This window comes from Neobacillus sp. OS1-2, from assembly GCF_030915505.1.
In the GTDB taxonomy this organism is placed as follows: Bacteria; Bacillota; Bacilli; order Bacillales; family Cytobacillaceae; genus Neobacillus.
Genome location: NZ_CP133265.1, coordinates 4507954 through 4525991, shown reverse-complemented (window position 1 = coordinate 4525991; position 18038 = coordinate 4507954). Strand labels below are relative to the sequence as shown.

The 18038-nt window shown below is 41.7% G+C and carries 14 protein-coding genes; 12 read left to right on the top strand and 2 right to left on the bottom strand.

Annotation, left to right across the window (positions count from 1 at the left end; genetic code table 11):
* Positions 1-77: 77 nt before the first annotated feature.
* Positions 78-1901 (bottom strand): oligoendopeptidase F, encoded by a 1824-nt coding sequence (gene pepF, locus RCG19_RS22545; RefSeq protein WP_308109012.1) that lies wholly within the window; start codon positions 1899-1901, stop codon positions 78-80.
* A 90-nt stretch (positions 1902-1991) separates the two neighbouring features.
* On the opposite strand from pepF, the gene RCG19_RS22540 reads away from it, so the two are divergent.
* On the top strand, positions 1992-2477 hold the full coding sequence (locus tag RCG19_RS22540; RefSeq protein WP_308109011.1) for a PaaI family thioesterase: 486 nt from the start codon (positions 1992-1994) through the stop codon (positions 2475-2477).
* Between the two features lie 22 nt (positions 2478-2499).
* Here the strand turns inward: RCG19_RS22540 and RCG19_RS22535 are convergent, their stop codons facing one another.
* Entirely contained in the window at positions 2500-3426 is a 927-nt protein-coding gene (locus tag RCG19_RS22535; RefSeq protein WP_308109010.1) for a TetR/AcrR family transcriptional regulator, read from the bottom strand.
* A 185-nt stretch (positions 3427-3611) separates the two neighbouring features.
* Here RCG19_RS22535 and RCG19_RS22530 point away from each other — a divergent pair, with 185 nt between their 5' ends.
* The 11 genes from RCG19_RS22530 to RCG19_RS22480 all read left to right on the top strand — a co-directional run bounded on the left by RCG19_RS22530 (position 3612) and on the right by RCG19_RS22480 (position 18022).
* Positions 3612-5141: a DHA2 family efflux MFS transporter permease subunit gene (locus RCG19_RS22530; protein WP_308109009.1), complete on the top strand. Its 1530-nt coding sequence runs from the start codon at positions 3612-3614 to the stop codon at positions 5139-5141.
* Between the two features lie 116 nt (positions 5142-5257).
* Positions 5258-5752 (top strand): branched-chain amino acid aminotransferase, encoded by a 495-nt coding sequence (locus RCG19_RS22525; protein WP_308109008.1) that lies wholly within the window; start codon positions 5258-5260, stop codon positions 5750-5752.
* Between the two features lie 421 nt (positions 5753-6173).
* Positions 6174-7529: an NAD(P)-dependent oxidoreductase gene (locus RCG19_RS22520; RefSeq protein ID WP_308111058.1), complete on the top strand. Its 1356-nt coding sequence runs from the start codon at positions 6174-6176 to the stop codon at positions 7527-7529.
* Positions 7530-7565: 36 nt separating this feature from the next.
* The gene (gene preA, locus RCG19_RS22515) at positions 7566-8852 is read left to right on the top strand and encodes an NAD-dependent dihydropyrimidine dehydrogenase subunit PreA (RefSeq protein WP_308109007.1); all 1287 of its coding nucleotides are present in this window, start codon (positions 7566-7568) and stop codon (positions 8850-8852) included.
* Positions 8853-8879: 27 nt separating this feature from the next.
* Complete coding sequence (hydA, locus tag RCG19_RS22510) at positions 8880-10298, top strand: dihydropyrimidinase (RefSeq protein WP_308111057.1); 1419 nt, start codon at positions 8880-8882, stop codon at positions 10296-10298.
* A gap of 157 nt (positions 10299-10455) precedes the next feature.
* The gene (locus RCG19_RS22505) at positions 10456-11925 is read left to right on the top strand and encodes an NCS1 family transporter (RefSeq protein WP_308109006.1); all 1470 of its coding nucleotides are present in this window, start codon (positions 10456-10458) and stop codon (positions 11923-11925) included.
* 25 nt (positions 11926-11950) lie between these two features.
* On the top strand, positions 11951-12169 hold the full coding sequence (locus RCG19_RS22500; RefSeq protein ID WP_166242618.1) for a hypothetical protein: 219 nt from the start codon (positions 11951-11953) through the stop codon (positions 12167-12169).
* A 74-nt stretch (positions 12170-12243) separates the two neighbouring features.
* Complete coding sequence (locus tag RCG19_RS22495) at positions 12244-13860, top strand: PucR family transcriptional regulator (RefSeq protein ID WP_308109005.1); 1617 nt, start codon at positions 12244-12246, stop codon at positions 13858-13860.
* 173 nt (positions 13861-14033) lie between these two features.
* Complete coding sequence (locus RCG19_RS22490) at positions 14034-15500, top strand: CoA-acylating methylmalonate-semialdehyde dehydrogenase (RefSeq protein WP_308109004.1); 1467 nt, start codon at positions 14034-14036, stop codon at positions 15498-15500.
* A 59-nt stretch (positions 15501-15559) separates the two neighbouring features.
* Positions 15560-16915: an aspartate aminotransferase family protein gene (locus RCG19_RS22485; RefSeq protein ID WP_308109003.1), complete on the top strand. Its 1356-nt coding sequence runs from the start codon at positions 15560-15562 to the stop codon at positions 16913-16915.
* Positions 16916-17080: 165 nt separating this feature from the next.
* The gene (locus RCG19_RS22480) at positions 17081-18022 is read left to right on the top strand and encodes a DNA-binding transcriptional repressor DeoR (protein WP_308109002.1); all 942 of its coding nucleotides are present in this window, start codon (positions 17081-17083) and stop codon (positions 18020-18022) included.
* Positions 18023-18038 lie beyond the last annotated feature (16 nt).

The window sequence follows — 18038 nt, the reverse complement described above, 5'->3', positions numbered from 1 at the left end:
AAATAAAAAAACGAGCCCTAGCGAGTTTCCTAAAGCTCGTTTTTATCATTTCCAATACAGCAATAAGAAAAAGGGTGTCAGGCACCAACTTCAAAAGATCGTTCTAATTCATCAATTAGTGAACCGACGAAGGCGACAGCCTTCTTGATTGGATCTGGTTTGGACATGTCGATACCTGCATGTTTTAGTAGTTCAAGTGGCTTCATGGTGCCTCCGGCCCGGAGCACTTCCAGCCATCTGTCTACGGCAGGCTGGCCCTCTTCTTGAATCATTTGGGCAACAGCGGTTGATGCTGTTAATCCTGCAGAGTAAGTGTATGGATATAGGCCCATGTAATAGTGGGGCTGACGCATCCACGTTAGGCATGCACCCTCATCGATTTCAACGGTGTCTCCCCAGAATTCAGAAAGAACAGCACCAGTCATTTCTGATAATGTTTTGGCAGTAAGGGCTTTGCCTTCCTCAGCGAGGGCATAGACTCTGCGTTGGTATTCGGCTTCAAGTAAATGGGTCACGAAATTATGATAATAGGTACCGAGCAGCTGAAGGATAACCCATCGGCGCATTTGCGTATCCTCATTTTTAGCAAGCAAGTGCTGGCCTAACAACATTTCATTCATCGTTGACGGTGCTTCAACAAAATACATGGAGGGACGGACATTCATAATCCGTTGGTTTTTATTCGCTAAAAAGAAATGCCCCGCATGCCCAAATTCATGGGCCAAAGTGAAGCAGCCGCGCATGTTATCCTGCCAGCTAATAAGGATGTACGGATGAGCACCATAAGGGCTGGAACAGAAAGCGCCTGTTGATTTGCCCACGTTATCTGCCCGATCAACCCAGCGCTCACGAAAGCCGCGTTCGATAATTTCACAGTATTCAGGGCCCATTACTTTTAAGGATTCCAAGATGATCTGGCTTGCTTCTTCATAGGTTGTTTCCGGATTGAAATCCGGATCCATTGGTGCCTTCAAATCACAGAAAAGCATTTGATCTAATCCTAAAACCTGTTGCTTTAATTGGGCAAAGCGCCGCATATGTGGTGCTAATTCTGTAAAAATAATATCGATTTGATTGTTATACATGTCTAATGTAACCTGTTGTGGTTCAAGCAGCATATGGGTGACCGACTCATACTTACGTAAGCGTGCAAGTGTAACTTGTTTATTTACCTCTGCAGCATACGCTGCTGCCATTGTATTTTTATACCGATTAAGCGATGAAACAAAGGAGTCGTAAGCCTTTCGCCGGACCGCTGTATCTGCTGAAAATTCATACCGATTTTCAAATAAAGCAAACGAAACAGGTAATTCGTTTCCGTTGGCATCTTGAATAGGTGCAAACGCCATATCGGCCAACTTGCTCATCTGATAGATCTGATAGGGGGCGCCTTGTAAATCGCCGAGCGCTGCCAGTGCTTCTTCCGTTTCAGGTAATAATTTATGTTTTTTCGTTTCTAGTAGCTCTCCTAAACTTTTCTTGAAAGCCCCAAGCTTAGGTTCTTCTCTTAGATATTTTTCAAGTGTAGCTTCTTCAAGTGCTAAGATTTCCGAATTGATAAAAGATAAGGCAGCAAAACTTTTTGTCCGTAGGGCGGAGAATTTCGCTGAATTCGCCTGATTTATCGGATCTGTGCTATCGGCTGATTGTTTTAAATTGGCAAATGTCGATGCCATAACCATTCGCATTGAATGCTGCTCCTGAGCAGACAAACATTCTAGTAATGCCTTTGCACTAGTATGTAATGTCCCTTTAAATTTGTTAAACTCCAAGATTTGATTCTCCATCACTTCACATTCTGTTTCCCATGCTTCCTCAGAAGAGAATAAATCTTTCAAATTCCAGGTTTGCTCTTCAGGAACCTCTGAACGAGTAAGACGTTGTTCAACCGTTTTTTTCATCACATGTTCCCCCTTGAAAATTTTCGTGTTACTAAATTTTATCATATGTTATTAAATATGTTATACTTTTCTGAAAAAGGGGGAGAGAGTATGGAAGAAACAGTAGTAAAAGCGATTCAAGATGAATATCCTGATGATTTTGCTTGGTGTTACGGCTGTGGCCGATTAAATGAAGCGGGACATCATTTTCGAACAGGATGGTATGGTGAACAAACGCTGTCGATTTATTCACCAGATCCTGAACATTTAGCATTGCCGGGCTTCGTCTATGGCGGGCTTGTTGCCTCGTTCATTGATTGCCACGGGACTGGCTCCGCATCGCTATTTCTTCATCGGAAAAATGGTCATGAACCAGGTGATGGGGCAGAGCCGCCCCGCTTTGTAACGGCATCCTTAAATGTGAACTTTTTGAAGCCGACCCCACATGGAGTACCCTTAAAGGCAGTCGGAACGGTCCAGGAAATCCATCCGAAAAAATTTAATGTAGTAACAGAGGTGTTTGCGAATGAAGTGTTGTGTGCACGCGGTGAAGTGGTTGCAGTCGTCATGCCAAGCACATTTTTGAAAAATGAATAACCACAACTAGCACCAAAAACCCTTAATCTATGTGATTAGGGGTTTTTTCTGCCTCATCTACTTGTCTGAAATATTCATCGACCAGCGCTTCTAACTGTTGAAGTTCCTTTTTGCAGTAGGAATGATCTTTCATCGAAGTTATAACGCTTCCAATTATGAATTTACGGGGGGTATTGGAGTGTAGTAATTCATCCTGGATAAATTCTAACAGCTCCAGATATTTCTCCTGTTCATCATGTGTAGGGATATTCTTTGAAATCAATTTTCTTAGCGTTCCAGATAGATGAAGAAGTTTCTCTTTAAATCCATGATTGTTGTTTGAATTAGTTGGCAGCCACTTTTCCAAAAGTGCTGGTTCAAGCAACTGATCACCGGATTCGGACACTTCTTCTACCATTTTTACTAATCGAGCGACACAATACCGAACCACGGGGCCAATTTTTTCACCTGTTTTATGCGCTTGGCGGTTATATTGAACATTATACTGCAAGAATCCCTGGAACATAACAGCACAGTCCAACAGAAATGGCTTTTTGTCTTCACCAAAAATATCTATGAACCTCAGATATAGCCATCTAAGTGAATTCAACCGGCTACGTTGAATAAATTGCCTAAGTTCCGTATCATTTGAAGCCATGACTTCTTCGTAAATGGCAATAAGCTTGTATTTTCTATTTGTCACCATTTGCATTTCAAGTTGTTTAATAAAAATTTCAAGATTGGCCGGGTCTTGACCAATCAATAAATCATTTCGTTCTTGATTCAGCTTCTTATAAACAGATTTATAAATACCAATTAATAACTCGGTTTTCGATGAAAAATAATTATAAAATGTTCCTTTAGAAATACCGCTGTAGTCTAAAATGTCCTGAATGGATGTAGCTTGATAGCCTTTTTCGATAAATAGTTGATGTGCCATTTTAATAACGTTCTGTTTGCGATTATACATAGAGTCACCTTACCATTATTTTGTACCCCTTGTATAAAATATACTACCTTATATAAGCCTGCATGACAAACCCATAAATTTGTAGATTTTTTTGATTGCCAAAACTAAACTGACAGTATATTATTATGTAATGATGAAATAGAGGTATAAAAAAATGGACTATCAGTTTAAGAGGGGGAAATGTAATGGATCAAACGATAAAACAGACTAATCGTCCGCCATATGGAATTCTTGCGGTTCTAATGATTGGCGCCTTTATTGCTATGTTAAACAACACATTATTAAACATTGCCTTACCGTCGATTATGAAGGACTTGGAAGTTGAAGCATCGACCGTTCAATGGCTTGCGACTGGGTTTATGTTAGTAAACGGAATCCTCATTCCAGCTTCGGCTTATTTAATTCAAAAATATACGGTGAGAAGATTATTTTTAGTTTCAATGGGATTATTTACAATTGGAACGATTCTTGCTGGGTTTGCTCATGTGTTTCCAATTCTGTTAACCGGACGGATGATACAAGGAGCGGGATCAGCCATCTTAATGCCGCTATTGATGAACGTGATGTTAGTCAGTTTCCCGGTGGAGAAGAGGGGAGCCGCAATGGGCGTATTCGGTTTGGTTCTCATGTTTGCTCCGGCAATTGGTCCGACGTTATCAGGCTGGTTAATTGAACATTATGATTGGAGAATGCTATTCCATTTTGTAACACCTATTGCGATTGTTGTGCTGTTAATTGGCTTTTTCTTATTGAAGGATAAAAAGGAAAAAGTCACTATTCATCTTGATTTTTTATCACTAGTGCTTTCAAGCATCGGATTTGGTGGAATCCTTTATGGGTTTAGTTCCGCAGGTAAAAAGGGCTGGGATAGTCCTGAAGTATATGGAACACTTGCAATTGGCGTTATTTCACTAGTTGTGTTTATTATGCGTCAATTAAAGCAAGAAAGACCGTTGTTAAATTTCAAGATCTATAAATATCCGATGTATGCCTTATCCTCCGTTATTTCGATGGTGGTGACGATGGCGATGTTTTCCGGAATGCTGTTAACACCGATCTATGTTCAAACGATTCGCGGAATTTCACCGCTGGATGCGGGCTTAATGATGCTGCCTGGGGCCATTTTAATGGCAATCTTGATGCCGATTACGGGAAAATTATTTGATAAGTTTGGCGGTCGTATATTAGCAATCATTGGTTTAACGATTACGGCGGTAACGAGCTACTATTTTAGTAAACTAACATTAGAAACAACCTATACACACTTAATTATTTTATACACCGTACGGATGGCGGGTATGTCAATGGTCAACATGCCGGTTTCAACTAATGGTCTAAACCAGTTACCAGCACGTTTTTATCCTCACGGTACTGCGATGAATAGCACCATGTCGCAGGTTTCCGGCGCTATTGGAACTGCACTTTTAGTTACAGTAATGTCAAACCGTACTGAAACACATGCAAAGGAAATTGGTGCAGCTGCCATGGCCCATTTGACGAAGCAGCCAACACCTGAGGTACTTGCAGAATTAAAGCAGCAAGTGATGATGAAGGCGATGTTAGAAGGGATTAACGATGCATTCTTAGTAACCGTTGGTATTGCGGCATTAGCGTTGATTCTTTCCTTCTTTATTAAACGGGCGAAACAAGCAGAAGATCCGAGTGAATTAAAGCCAGCTGAAAAAAATATAGCGGCAACATTTGCGGAAAGTTAATGTAAGGGATAGAGGTGACATTGTAGTCATCTCTATTTTTTTAGTATGGGTATCATTTGCTTTTTTACGAAAAAAAACTCATTATAATGAAGGAAGGAACATTAGGAGGATTTAAGATGTTAAAAGACCAACAATATGCAGAAAAAGATGACTCAACTCGATTTGCTGACGCTTATATTGAACGTTGTGACAAAGAAACAGAAAATATGATCAAGAATGAAACATCAGCATTTTTGACCGAATCACTTAACTACCTGAAAAAGCATAAAAATGAATTTGTCTATTTAGAATCAAAATGGTTTGACTTGGTGAATGTGGACTCCCTTTCAATGGAGGCGGATGATGTATTTGGTACATATGATGTGATGTTAGGGTTAAAGCTGCAGAAGAAATTCGAAATGGTTATAAAAGAACAGCTAAATGCCAATCTCCATGGTGATGAAGCGAAATTCGATTTAATCTTCAGTCATGAGGATGGTCTTTGGAATTTGAATTTTGCTTTAAATTATGTTGAAGGATTTAATGAAGACATGACAATGAATGAGGCTTTTCAGTTAATTTACCATTTCCTGTTTAAACTGGTCGATGCAGTTAAAGGGATAAATAGTTAAAAAAGTAAAAACCTACCAGCAGATGTGGCTGAGTAGGTTTTTATTTTTTCCAAGGAAAAGGAATCATGTAAAAAAATTATTTAATCGAGTTTTTTTTACAAGTTTTTCATTTTGGTTGTGATAAATTGAGGGAGAATTCAGAAAAGTGTACAAGAGAAAGGGAACAACTCCAAGAAAATGTTTTTTACATAGTGGTTAATGAAAAGCGTGTATCATTTTACAGGTTGTTAGGTGTATTGCCCATATACTGTCTGTAAAATGGAAGTTAAGTGCACGAATTTTCTGCAAAAATGCCAAATAGGAGGCAGGTGGTAATGTAAAGCTCAATCTATAAATCTATTTTGTTAAGCGCTTTCATTCTGTTTTAAGAATTATAAACCATTCATAATTGAAGGAGGGCTTCTCTTTGGCGAATGAAAAAATGCAGCGTATTTCCATAACCGAACTTGAAAGGAATTTTTTAGAAGTGGAGCGGGGGCTAACTAACCAAGAAGCTGTTGAAGAATCGAACCGATGCCTCTATTGCTATGATGCCCCTTGTATTAAGGCTTGTCCCACTGGAATCGATATTCCAACCTTTATTAAAAAAATTGCCTCAGGAAATCTATTAGGCTCTGCTAAAACGATTATGTCCTCCAATCCTGTTGGCGCCAGCTGTGCGCGGGTTTGTCCAACAGAGGAGCTCTGTGAAGGAGCTTGTGTCCTCAACCATTCTACTAAACCGATTATGATTGGCAATTTGCAGCGATACGCCACTGATTGGGCGATAAAAAATGAACAAACTCTTTTTCAACCGGGAGAATCAAATGGAAAAACTGTTGCCGTGATTGGCGGTGGCCCTGCGGGATTATCTGCCGCAAGGGAACTGGCAAGATTGGGCTACGATGTGACCGTTTTTGAGGCTTCTGAGAAAGCTGGGGGCTTAAATACGTATGGGATTGTATCTTTTAGGCTTCCTCAGTCAATATCCTTCTGGGAAGTCGAACAGGTTGAAAAATTGAATGTAAATATTAGAACGAATACCGTCGTTGGAAGAGATATCTCTGTTGAAGAAATAATGGGCAATTTCGATAATGTTGTCTTAGCGGTCGGTATGGCGCATGTTCCGAGCCTCGGCATTGAAGGTGAAAACTTAGAAGGAGTCTATGATGCGATTGAATTCGTGAAGGCAACAAAAAGTGGTCAGTTATCAAAGGACTTTGTCGGCAAACGGGTAGTTGTCATTGGTGCCGGAAATACCGCTATTGACGGGGCGACCTGTTCGGTGCGCTTAGGAGCAGATAACGTCAAGATTTTATATCGGAGAACGGAAGAAGAAATGACCGCCTATGATTTTGAATATGAATTCGCGAAACAGGATGGGGTTGAATTCCGCTGGTTAACGGCCCCGAAAAGGATTGTCGGTGATGAAACCGGACAAGTAACGGGGATAGAGTGTATCAAAATGCAACTCGGTGAGCCTGAAAAGGATGGCAGACGGAGACCTGTTGCAGTTGAAGGTTCTGAATATGTGCTTCCTGTTGATGCGGTAGTTAAAGCAATTGGCCAAACAAGGCACCTTGCGCTAATTGAGGCGTTTGGTCTTCAGCATGAAGGCGGTGTCGTTAAAGTCGAACAAGGAACGCTTCAAACCTCCAATCCCAAAATATTTGCTTGTGGTGATGTGGTTTTTGGAAAGGGAAAAGGAGACGCAATGGTTGTAACCGCTGCCCAGCAAGGTAAAGATGTGGCCTATGCAATTCATAAGCACTATTCGGCAGTCGGGGCAGCAAATTAACTCTATTAATCTGTGAATGACAAAGGGGGAAAAAAGATGGCTGATTTACGTATTAATCTTGCGGGAATTAAATCTCCTAATCCATTCTGGCTGGCATCTGCACCACCTACAAATTCGGGCTATCAAGTTCAACGGGCCTTTGAAGCCGGCTGGGGCGGAGCAGTTTGGAAGACATTGGGCGATCCAATCTTGAACGTATCTTCCCGATTTGCTGCGATTAGTTTTAACGGACAAAGGGTTGCTGGTTTTAATAATATTGAGCTCATTACCGACCGTCCGTTGGAAGTAAATTTAAAGGAAATCTATGAAACAAAAAAGCGATTTCCGAACCACGCAATTATTGCCTCGTTAATGGTCGAGCCTAAGCAGGAAAAGTGGCATGAAATTGTCAAACGAGTGGAGGATGTCGGGGTTGACGGACTTGAGTTGAACTTTGGCTGTCCCCACGGAATGGCGGAGAGGGGTATGGGGGCTGCTTCCGGGCAGGTGCCAGCCCTGGTTGAGCGTCAAACATACTGGGTAAAAGAAGTCGCAAAGACACCTGTGATTGTTAAACTAACGCCGAATATAACAGATATTACTGCAACTGCCGAAGCAGCTTGTAATGGCGGGGCGGATGCAATTAGTATGATTAATACAATTAATAGCTTAATGGGAGTGGATCTTGATTCGTGGAATACCATTCCGCATGTGGCCGGAAAAGGGGCACATGGTGGTTATTGTGGTCCAGCGGTTAAACCGATTGCCCTAAATATGGTCGCAGAGTGTGCAAGACATCCGCATATTAATGTGCCGATTTCTGGTATTGGTGGTATTTCTAATTGGCAGGATGCCGTCGAATTTATGTTGATGGGCGCGACGGGTGTTCAGATCTGTACTGCCGCCATGCACCATGGTTTCCGGATTGTCGAGGATATGATTGAGGGGCTAAGTAATTATCTGGATCAAAAAGGAATTGCCTCTGTTTCAGAAATTATCGGAAAATCTGTTCCGAGGTACTCGGATTGGGGTAACTTGGATTTGAATTACAATATCGTCGCCAAAATCAATCCCGATGTATGTATCAACTGCAATAAATGTCATATTGCCTGTGAGGACACATCCCATCAATGTATTGATATGCTGACAGATGCTAATGGAAAAAGCTATCTAAAGGTGCGGGAAGAAGATTGCGTCGGCTGTAATTTATGTTCGATTGTTTGCCCGGTTGACGGGGCGATTGACATGGTAGAAGCAGCCAGGGAGCTTGCGCCAATGACGTGGAATGAGCGGCAAGCCGCTTTAAGTGTAGCAGTAGAATGCAAAGCAGATGTTACCAAATAAATGTAGTAGAATTGGAGGAACACAATGATGAAAAAGATTATTAAAAACGGTACAATCGTCACCGCTTCGGACACGTATCAGGCAGAAATATTAATTGAAGACGGAAAAATAACGCAAATTGGTGCGAATCTATCAGCTCTTGGAGCAGAGGTCATAGATGCGAAAGGCTGTCTTGTTTTTCCAGGGGGAATTGACCCTCATACCCACTTAGACATGCCATTTGGCGGAACGGTAACAAAGGATGATTTTGAATCGGGGACCATTGCTGCTGCCTTTGGCGGCACAACTACGGTCATTGACTTCTGTTTAACCAATAAAGGGGAGCCGCTTAAAAATGCGATTCAAATCTGGCATGACAAATCGAAGGAAAAGGCGGTCATTGATTACGGCTTCCACTTAATGATTTCGGAAATCAATGAGGATGTTCTGAATGAACTTCCACAGGTAATTAATGAAGAAGGCATTACCTCATTCAAAGTATTTATGGCCTATAAAAATGTCTTCCAAGCAGATGATGAAACGTTATTCCGTACTCTCATTTCTGCCAAAGAACATGGCGCATTAGTCATGGTTCACGCGGAAAACGGGGATGTCATTGATTATTTAACGAAAAAGGCCCTTGAAGAAGGGAAAACTGAACCCATTTACCATGCGCTAACTAGACCGCCTGAATTAGAAGGCGAAGCGACAGGCCGCGCGGCAAAGCTTACCGGGCTGGCAAATTCCCAGTTATATGTTGTCCACGTTTCCTGTGCCGATGCGGTGGAAAAAATCACCGAGGCACGCAGTAAAGGCTTTGATGTATGGGGTGAAACATGTCCGCAATATTTAGTCCTTGACCAAAGTTATTTAGAAAAAGAGAATTTTGAAGGTGCCAAATACGTCTGGTCACCACCATTACGTGAAAAGTGGAATCAGGAAGTTCTTTGGAACGCGTTAAAGAGCGGGCAGCTACAGACCCTCGGCTCCGATCAATGTTCATTTGATTTTAAAGGGCAAAAGGATTTGGGCCGGGATGATTTTACAAAAATTCCGAATGGTGGTCCGATTATTGAGGATCGATTCTCGATATTGTTCTCTGAAGGGGTGAAAAAAGGACGGATTAGTCTTAATCAATTTGTGGACCTAACTTCTACACGTGCAGCTAAGTTGTTTGGCTTATTTCCGAATAAAGGAACAATTGCCATTGGTGCTGATGCTGATCTTGTCATTTTCGACCCAAATATGGAACGAGTGATTTCGGCAGAGACCCATCATATGGCCGTTGATTACAACGCTTTTGAAGGGATGAAAGTGACAGGTGAACCTGTTTCTGTTTTCGTGCGCGGGGAATATGTTGTCCGCGATAAACAGTTTGTAGGGAAACCAGGATCCGGTCACTATTTGAAGCGGGCAAAATATCGCAGTAACACGCCATTAGTACAAGGCGAAACACTATCCATTTAACTAATTTTCTTAGCTTTGATCCAGCATCATTTGAACTACTCCTGCAATTGTTCGGACCCATTTAGGCAATTGCCGTTTTTTAAATTGAAATGTTGATGTCGGTTTTGAATTTTGGAATGTAAAATTCTTGTTAATTTAACCGAAATGGAGTGTTCATATGAAAAATAGCCATTTAAAATCACCTGATTTATTGCCAATTCATCAAAAGGATCGAAAAATTACTAAATTAGGTTTTTCCTTTATGTGGGTAGGAATGTGCGTGGTTCTAGCTGCATTTGCCATCGGGGGTTCAGGGGTTATGTCATTATCCCTGCCCTGGGTTATTCTGGCAACAATCATTGGAAGCCTTGCAATTGGGTTTTTCATCTCCTTAATTGCTGACATTGGGATTGAGCATGGATTGTCCTTTCCGGTTTACATGAGAGCTCCCTTTGGAACAATTGGTACCCATATTCCCTCGATTACCCGCGGTGTGACCGCATCGATGTGGTTCGGTATTAATACTTATTTCGGGGCAACAGCAATGAACGGCATCTTAAATATTTTATTTGGCTTTGATAATTGGTTTGTCTGCTTTCTCATTTTTGCGGTGGTTCAGTTGATTAACACCGCTTTAGGGATTAAATCCATTGAACGTTTTGCTGATCTGGCTGCACCTGTTATTATCTTAATCTCGTTATGGATGTATTCGTCATTATCAGATCAAGCTGCAGAAGCCGGAAGAGACATATGGAGCTGGGCGGAATCCCCAGTTACCGGAGGTGCTGCCTTTACTGCGTTTTTAGTCGTCATTTTCAGTAATATGGGCTTTTGGGCAACATTAAGTGCCGATATTCCAACGATCTCCCGGTTTATTAAGGCACCGGCAAATGAAAAGAACTGGTTCAAACGGAATAAGAGTTCATTGATTGGGAACATGATTGCGATGCCATTAACCCAAACCTTTATGATCATTATTGGTGCTGTGGCCTATATTGCCGTCTTAAATTACGATCCTGTTGTTGCCCTTCAAGAGTCCGCTGGTGGTTTTATCCTGGCCATTCTATTGCTCATGATTGTTTTAGCCCAATGGTCAACCAATACGGCGGCCAATGTTGTCCCTGCTGCGACCATTTTCTCAAACGTAGGAGGTCCTAAGTTCCCGTTTTGGGCCGGTGTTATTACAGCCGGTATTGTTGGAACGGTCGTTCAGCCATGGACATTATTTGATGTTATTATTCCCATTTTGCTTTTTGTTGGTGGGATATTATCAGCAATTGTCGGTATTCTGTTTGCCGATTATTATTTGATTCGTAAGCGGCGCGTGAATGTTCCTGAATTATACGAGGATCATGGACAGTATAAATACCTTGGCGGCGTGAATGTGGCCGGGTTTATTGCCTGGATCATCGGGGGAGTTGCTTCCTATTTTGTTCCGGAATATGGATTTTTAGTAGGTTTCGTCGTTGGTGCAGGAATTTATTATGTCCTAGGAAAATACTGGTGGTTCAATAAGTATCTTCAAGCAGAGATTGAGGACCCAAGTGATGAAAAATATTTAGGCATTTCGGTTGGCCGTGATTGGGTTATTGAAGATCATGCATATGAGCCTATTGCCGGAGAAATCCCAACAAATGTGGATTTATAATTAATTAGAATAGGTGTGTGATAGAATGTCAGATTACCAACAATATCTCGATGAACGAGACAAAATTGATTTTCTCCTTCAAAAAGGCTGCCGTATTAGCGGGGTAAGAGAACATTTGAATGGGGCTTCCGTTGATTTTTTACATCCAAATGGAAATGTAACCGAAACACTTCTGATTGGAACAGCTAATGGCCGGAAGTATTTTTCGCATCTATTAATTAATCAGAAACAGGCAAACAGTTAAGTGATATCTTGGTTAAAGGATTGGTTTATGGGCCAATCCTTTTCTAACCTAAAATTCAGGGGAGAACCAAACATATGAAGGAACATTTTCAATTAACGGTGGCAGATATTATTAAACGGAAACACTTTGAACAAGCAATGGTAATTGCGGGAAATGGAGGCATTCAGCGTAACGTCAAATGGGTTCATGTGGTCGAGGTTACGAGTATACGAAATCTATTAAATGGAAATGAGCTCATATTATCAACCGGAGTTGCCTGGAAGGATAATATGAAGTTATTTGTTTCTATGGTAAAGGAATTTATCGAAAACAACGCAGCTGGATTATGTCTTGAATTGGGAACATACCTAGCTGATGTTCCCGATGAGGTAATTGAAATCGCCAACGCGCATCAATTCCCGATCATTATTTTTCAAAATGAAGTGCCGTTTGTTGAAATCACACAAGATATCCATTCGGTCATCATTAATCAGCAATATCAGAAAATTTCTGATTTGGAAAATTATTCACAGAGCTTAAATAAACGGCTGTTAACGATTGAAACGTATGAAGATATCCTCCAGTTTATCTTTTCTGCATTGGACGTCCAAATCATTTTTCGACAGAAAAACCAGGAGTATGAATTTGTCCCGGAAATTAGCTTTCCTGAACAAGACTCTATTATCCACCAACTTGAGGAGGCAAAGACCCAGGCCTATGATCATATTGCTTCAACTCCCATCTTTTTGTTCGGACAGGAGTATGCCGAATTGTTCATCTATTCAAAGGAAATTCCAATAAGTGAATTTGAATTATTGATTTTAGACCGGACAGCGACCGCCCTAGCTCAGCATTTATTACGAGATTTGTATGTCGAGGAAAAAAAGCGTGTGGAAGAATTTGAATGGCTTCATGGCTGGCTGGACGGTGAACATTCCGTTGAGAACATTCATGAATACTTGACAGAGAATGGATTGAAGGCAAAAACGAATGAAGCTGTCGTTTTGATCACCAAACAAATCCCAATGAGCGATAAAGGAAGTCAAGATGGGACCTACATGAAATTATTATTTCGATCTGTCTTCGAACAGAATGGTTTCGCTGTCTTTTTCGTTGAAAAAAGTAGGGAAATGATCTTTATTCTTCTGAATAATCGTGCCAAAAAGAATGTAAAGGAACGAATAAAAAAAGCCATTGAATCCATCCAAGACTCAGAGTTTATCCGGAAACAAACTGCAGGGAAATTTATGATTGCAGCTGGGAAATTAATTCCTTCCATTAGTGACGTACATAAGAGTTATCAGACAGCGAAAGAGACCTTAAGAATTCAACAAAAAATGACGAATAAACAAATTTATTATTTTTACGAGGATTTGCATTTATATCGACTTATTTCTCAAATGAGTAAACATACTGATCTACAGGAGCTCGCATCAGAATATCTACATCCAGTTATTCAATATGATAAAAAATACAACGGAAAACTCCTAGAGACTTTAAAGGCTTATTTAGAATGTAACGGTTCAAAACAGGAAACGTCCAATAAGTTATTTATTGTTAGGCAAACTCTGTACCATCGCCTGCAAAAGCTTGAAAATCTATTGGGTGAAGACTTTATGGGACATGAGAAACGGGTAGCAATTGAATTTATGTTACTTGTACATGATTATTTAGCAACAGCTAAGCCAAATAACGTCTTCGAAGCCAAGTAAGATTTTGATTCTAGTAAAATGACTATATGTAAAATGAATGTTCAGAATGTCGCAGAATTGCTACTAGTTATTTAACATTTTGTCTAATGAAAGCGTTTTAGAGATGAGAGATAATGGGGTTATAAGGATTTTTTTAGTGCTAATCCAAACTTAAAAAACTAGGGGGTTTTTGCATGAGTGTGACCAAAAAGGAAACGGCCGTGTTGAAAAATTTTATTAATGGGGAATGGGTGAATTCGGGTAGTGGGCAAACACTGGACGTCCCCAATCCGGCCACTAATGAAGTGATTACAAAGGTTCCAGTTTCATCCAAAGAAGATGTCGATCTAGCTGTATCAGCGGCAAAGGAAGCATTTAAAAAGTGGAAAAACGTCCCGGTTCCCAAACGTGCAAGGATTCTCTTTAAATATCATTACCTGTTAACCGAAAACCATGAAGAATTGGCCAAGCTCATTGTTCAGGAAAATGGCAAAGCCTACAAGGAAGCATATGGGGAAGTGCAGCGTGGAATTGAGTGTGTCGAATTTGCCTCCGGTGCACCAACCTTAATGATGGGTGAAACGTTATCGGGAATTGCCGAAAATATCGACTCTGAAATGTTTCGATATCCATTGGGCGTTGTCGGTGGGATTACTCCATTCAATTTTCCGATGATGGTGCCGTTATGGATGTTCCCGCTCGCTGTTGCCTGTGGAAACACGTTTGTATTAAAGCCTTCTGAACGGACGCCAATATTGGCTAACAGATTAGCTGAATTATTCTTAGAAGCAGGTGCACCAAAAGGGGTATTAAATGTCGTCCACGGTGCCCACGATGTCGTAAATGGATTATTGGAGCACAATGACATCGCGGCAATTTCGTTTGTAGGTTCTCAGCCAGTTGCTAAATATGTTTATGAGCGGGCTGCAGCGGGAGGAAAACGGGTTCAAGCCCTTTCAGGTGCAAAAAACCATCATATTGTCATGCCTGACGCCGATTTGGATAAAGCGGTTCAGCATGTTCTTAGTTCCACGTTTGGAAGCGCGGGGCAGCGCTGTATGGCTTGCAGTGCCGTAGTAGTTGTCGGTGATAATGAACCATTTGTTGCAGCGCTTAAGAAAGCATCCGATAACCTTATTGTCGGGAATGGAATGGATGATGAGGTGTTATTGACACCCGTTATTCGCAAAGAACACCGTGATAGAGCACTTGGCTACATTGAAAAGGGGATTGCAGAAGGGGCTGATTTAATTCGGGATGGACGCCGGGAGATGGCTGAACTTACAGAAGGGAATTTCTTAGGCCCAACGATTTTTGATCATGTGACTGCTGATATGACCATTGCCAAGGAGGAGATCTTTGCTCCGGTATTAAGTCTGCTTCGTGCCAAGGACTTAGATGAAGGGTTGGACTATATCCGTAAATCAAGGTTTGGCAACGGAGCAACCATTTATACGAACGATGCGAAAGCCGCCCGCCAATTCCGTGAAGAAGCAGATGCAGGCATGCTTGGGATTAACGTCGGCGTACCGGCAACCATGGCCTTCTTCCCGTTCTCAGGCTGGAAAGACTCCTTCTACGGAGACCTCCACGTCAACGGCAAAGACGGACTAAACTTCTACACCAGAAAGAAAATGATCACCTCCCGTTTTGACGCATAAGCATAGAAGAAAAGTGATTAATGGTGTCAGGCACCAATTATAATATTGGAGGGATGAATATGGTGCAAACTAGTGGGCAGCAGGAGACGTTGTTGGCGCAGGATGATCAGTATGTTTGGCATTCGATGAAGCCTTATAATCCGAAGGCGACGATTGTTGCCACGAAGGCGGAGGGGTCGTGGGTAACAGATGCTGATGGGAAGCGCTATTTGGATGCAATGGCAGGTCTGTGGTGTGTGAATGTTGGCTACGGAAGGACTGAGCTGGCAGAGGCGGCCTATGAGCAATTAAAAGAGATGGCCTATTTCCCTCTATCGCAAAGCCACGTTCCTGCGATTAAACTAGCAGAAAAATTGAACGAAATGCTCGGTGATGACTATGTCATCTTCTTCTCCAACAGCGGCTCTGAGGCAAATGAAACTGCCTTTAAAATCGTAAGGCAATACCACCAGCAGAAGGGCGAGCCTAACCGCTATAAAATCGTCTCACGTTACCGGGCATATCATGGCAATTCCATGGGTGCTCTTGCCGCAACAGGTCAGGCGCAAAGGAAGTACAAGTATGAGCCTCTCGCTCCTGGGTTTATCCATGTCTCACCGCCAGATTCTTACCGTGACGACACGAATGTTGCCGATCCGACTGAATTGTCTTCCGTAAAAGAAATTGACCGAACCATGACGTGGGAGCTAAGCGAAACAATTGCTGCGATGATTATGGAGCCCATCATTACCGGCGGCGGCGTCCTCGTACCACCTGATGGTTATATGAAGGCAGCAAAAGAGGTTTGTGAAAAACATGGTGCCCTCCTAATCGTTGATGAGGTCATCTGCGGGTTCGGACGCACGGGGAAGCCTTTTGGCTTTATGAACTACGGTGTAAAGCCGGATATCATCACAATGGCTAAAGGCATCACAAGCGCGTATTTACCACTTTCAGCAACCGCAGTCCGTAAAGACATTTATGAAGCATTCAAAGGATCGGAGGAGTATGATTATTTCCGCCACGTCAATACGTTTGGCGGAAATCCGGCCGCCTGTGCATTAGCATTGAAGAACCTTGAAATTATGGAAAAGGAAAAATTATTTGACCGTTCCAGAGATCTTGGCGATCAACTGCTAAATGACTTAACGAACCTGCTTCAGGATCATCCGTATGTCGGTAATATCCGCGGGAAGGGTTTATTAATTGGGATAGAACTTGTAAAGGATAAAACGACGAAGGAACCATTGGATACAGGACTAGTCAATCAAGTCATTGCCAGCTGTAAGCAGGAAGGCATTATCATAGGAAAAAATGGGGCAACAGTAGCCGGTTATAGCAATGTTTTAACCCTGGCACCTCCGTTAAATATCGAACAGACTGACTTGCAGTTAATCATTAAGACGTTGAAAGAATCACTATCTACATTACTATAATGATAAAAATGACACTCGCAAACTTGAATTTGCGGGTGTTTTTTTAGTTGAATAATCGACACTGAAAAAGATGCACTGTATACTGAAACATAGGTTTAAACTACAAGACTTCACAGTGATAGTTCATTTCAAATTCGATAACTTAAGAAAATAAGGTGAAAATATATGGCGGATGAAAAAATTTCGCGCTTGGTAGATGTGGCTAAAATGTACTACCAACTGGATTACAGCCAACAGGAAATTGCGCAAAGGTTAGGAATATCCCGCCCAACTGTCTCAAGACTTCTCGTCCAGGCTGTTCAAGAAGGGATCGTTCAAATAAAGATATGTGACCCTGCAGAAGATGTTCTTGAATTGGGAAGACAAATCAAGAAAAAATTTCAATTAAAGCACTGTATTGTTGCCCCGATACCGGAATATGATGATGAGCTGATTAAAGAGAAACTTGGAGAAGTCTCCGCAGAATACTTACACAATATTGTGCAAAGCGGAGATACCATTGCGATTACATGGGGGACAACTCTTTTTCAACTCGTAAAAAAACTGCAGCCCAAGAATGTTAAAGATGTTACCGTTGTCCAGTTGAATGGCGGGGTGAGTTATTCAGAATCAAACACCTATGCATCAGACATCGTCTATGGGCTGGCAAGTGCCTTTAATACGACCCCGCATTTCTTGCCAGTTCCGGCAGTAGTGGATCACATTCTAGTGAAACAAGCCATTGTTGCCGATAGGCATGTAAAAAAAATCCTGGAACTAGGTAAGCGCGCAAATATTGCGATTTACACAGTTGGGGAGCCTGGTGACCAATCAACCCTCATGCAAGCAGGGTATTTTTTAGACAATGATATCGAAATATTAAAATCTAATCATACGGTCGGTGATATATGTTCAAGATTCATCAACATCGATGGGAGTATCAGTCATCCAGCTTTAAATGAGCGCACCATCGGGATTGAACTTTCGGATTTAGATGAAAAAGAATATGGCATCCTCATTGCGGGAGGGAACACCAAAATTGATGGTATTTACGGGGCACTATGGGGCCGACATACCAATGTTCTGATTACCGACCAATATACAGCCAAGGCTTTACTTGATATGTAGATGCGTGAAGCAGTTG

What these genes read in the sequence shown, in the direction of transcription:
- pepF (WP_308109012.1), bottom strand. Translation starts at nt 1,901, where the DNA reads ATGAAAAAAACGGTTGAACAACGTCTTACTCGTTCAGAGGTTCCTGAA.
- RCG19_RS22540 (WP_308109011.1), top strand. Translation starts at nt 1,992, where the DNA reads ATGGAAGAAACAGTAGTAAAAGCGATTCAAGATGAATATCCTGATGAT.
- RCG19_RS22535 (WP_308109010.1), bottom strand. Translation starts at nt 3,426, where the DNA reads ATGTATAATCGCAAACAGAACGTTATTAAAATGGCACATCAACTATTT.
- RCG19_RS22530 (WP_308109009.1), top strand. Translation starts at nt 3,612, where the DNA reads ATGGATCAAACGATAAAACAGACTAATCGTCCGCCATATGGAATTCTT.
- RCG19_RS22525 (WP_308109008.1), top strand. Translation starts at nt 5,258, where the DNA reads ATGTTAAAAGACCAACAATATGCAGAAAAAGATGACTCAACTCGATTT.
- RCG19_RS22520 (WP_308111058.1), top strand. Translation starts at nt 6,174, where the DNA reads ATGCAGCGTATTTCCATAACCGAACTTGAAAGGAATTTTTTAGAAGTG.
- preA (WP_308109007.1), top strand. Translation starts at nt 7,566, where the DNA reads ATGGCTGATTTACGTATTAATCTTGCGGGAATTAAATCTCCTAATCCA.
- hydA (WP_308111057.1), top strand. Translation starts at nt 8,880, where the DNA reads ATGAAAAAGATTATTAAAAACGGTACAATCGTCACCGCTTCGGACACG.
- RCG19_RS22505 (WP_308109006.1), top strand. Translation starts at nt 10,456, where the DNA reads ATGAAAAATAGCCATTTAAAATCACCTGATTTATTGCCAATTCATCAA.
- RCG19_RS22500 (WP_166242618.1), top strand. Translation starts at nt 11,951, where the DNA reads ATGTCAGATTACCAACAATATCTCGATGAACGAGACAAAATTGATTTT.
- RCG19_RS22495 (WP_308109005.1), top strand. Translation starts at nt 12,244, where the DNA reads ATGAAGGAACATTTTCAATTAACGGTGGCAGATATTATTAAACGGAAA.
- RCG19_RS22490 (WP_308109004.1), top strand. Translation starts at nt 14,034, where the DNA reads ATGAGTGTGACCAAAAAGGAAACGGCCGTGTTGAAAAATTTTATTAAT.
- RCG19_RS22485 (WP_308109003.1), top strand. Translation starts at nt 15,560, where the DNA reads ATGGTGCAAACTAGTGGGCAGCAGGAGACGTTGTTGGCGCAGGATGAT.
- RCG19_RS22480 (WP_308109002.1), top strand. Translation starts at nt 17,081, where the DNA reads ATGGCGGATGAAAAAATTTCGCGCTTGGTAGATGTGGCTAAAATGTAC.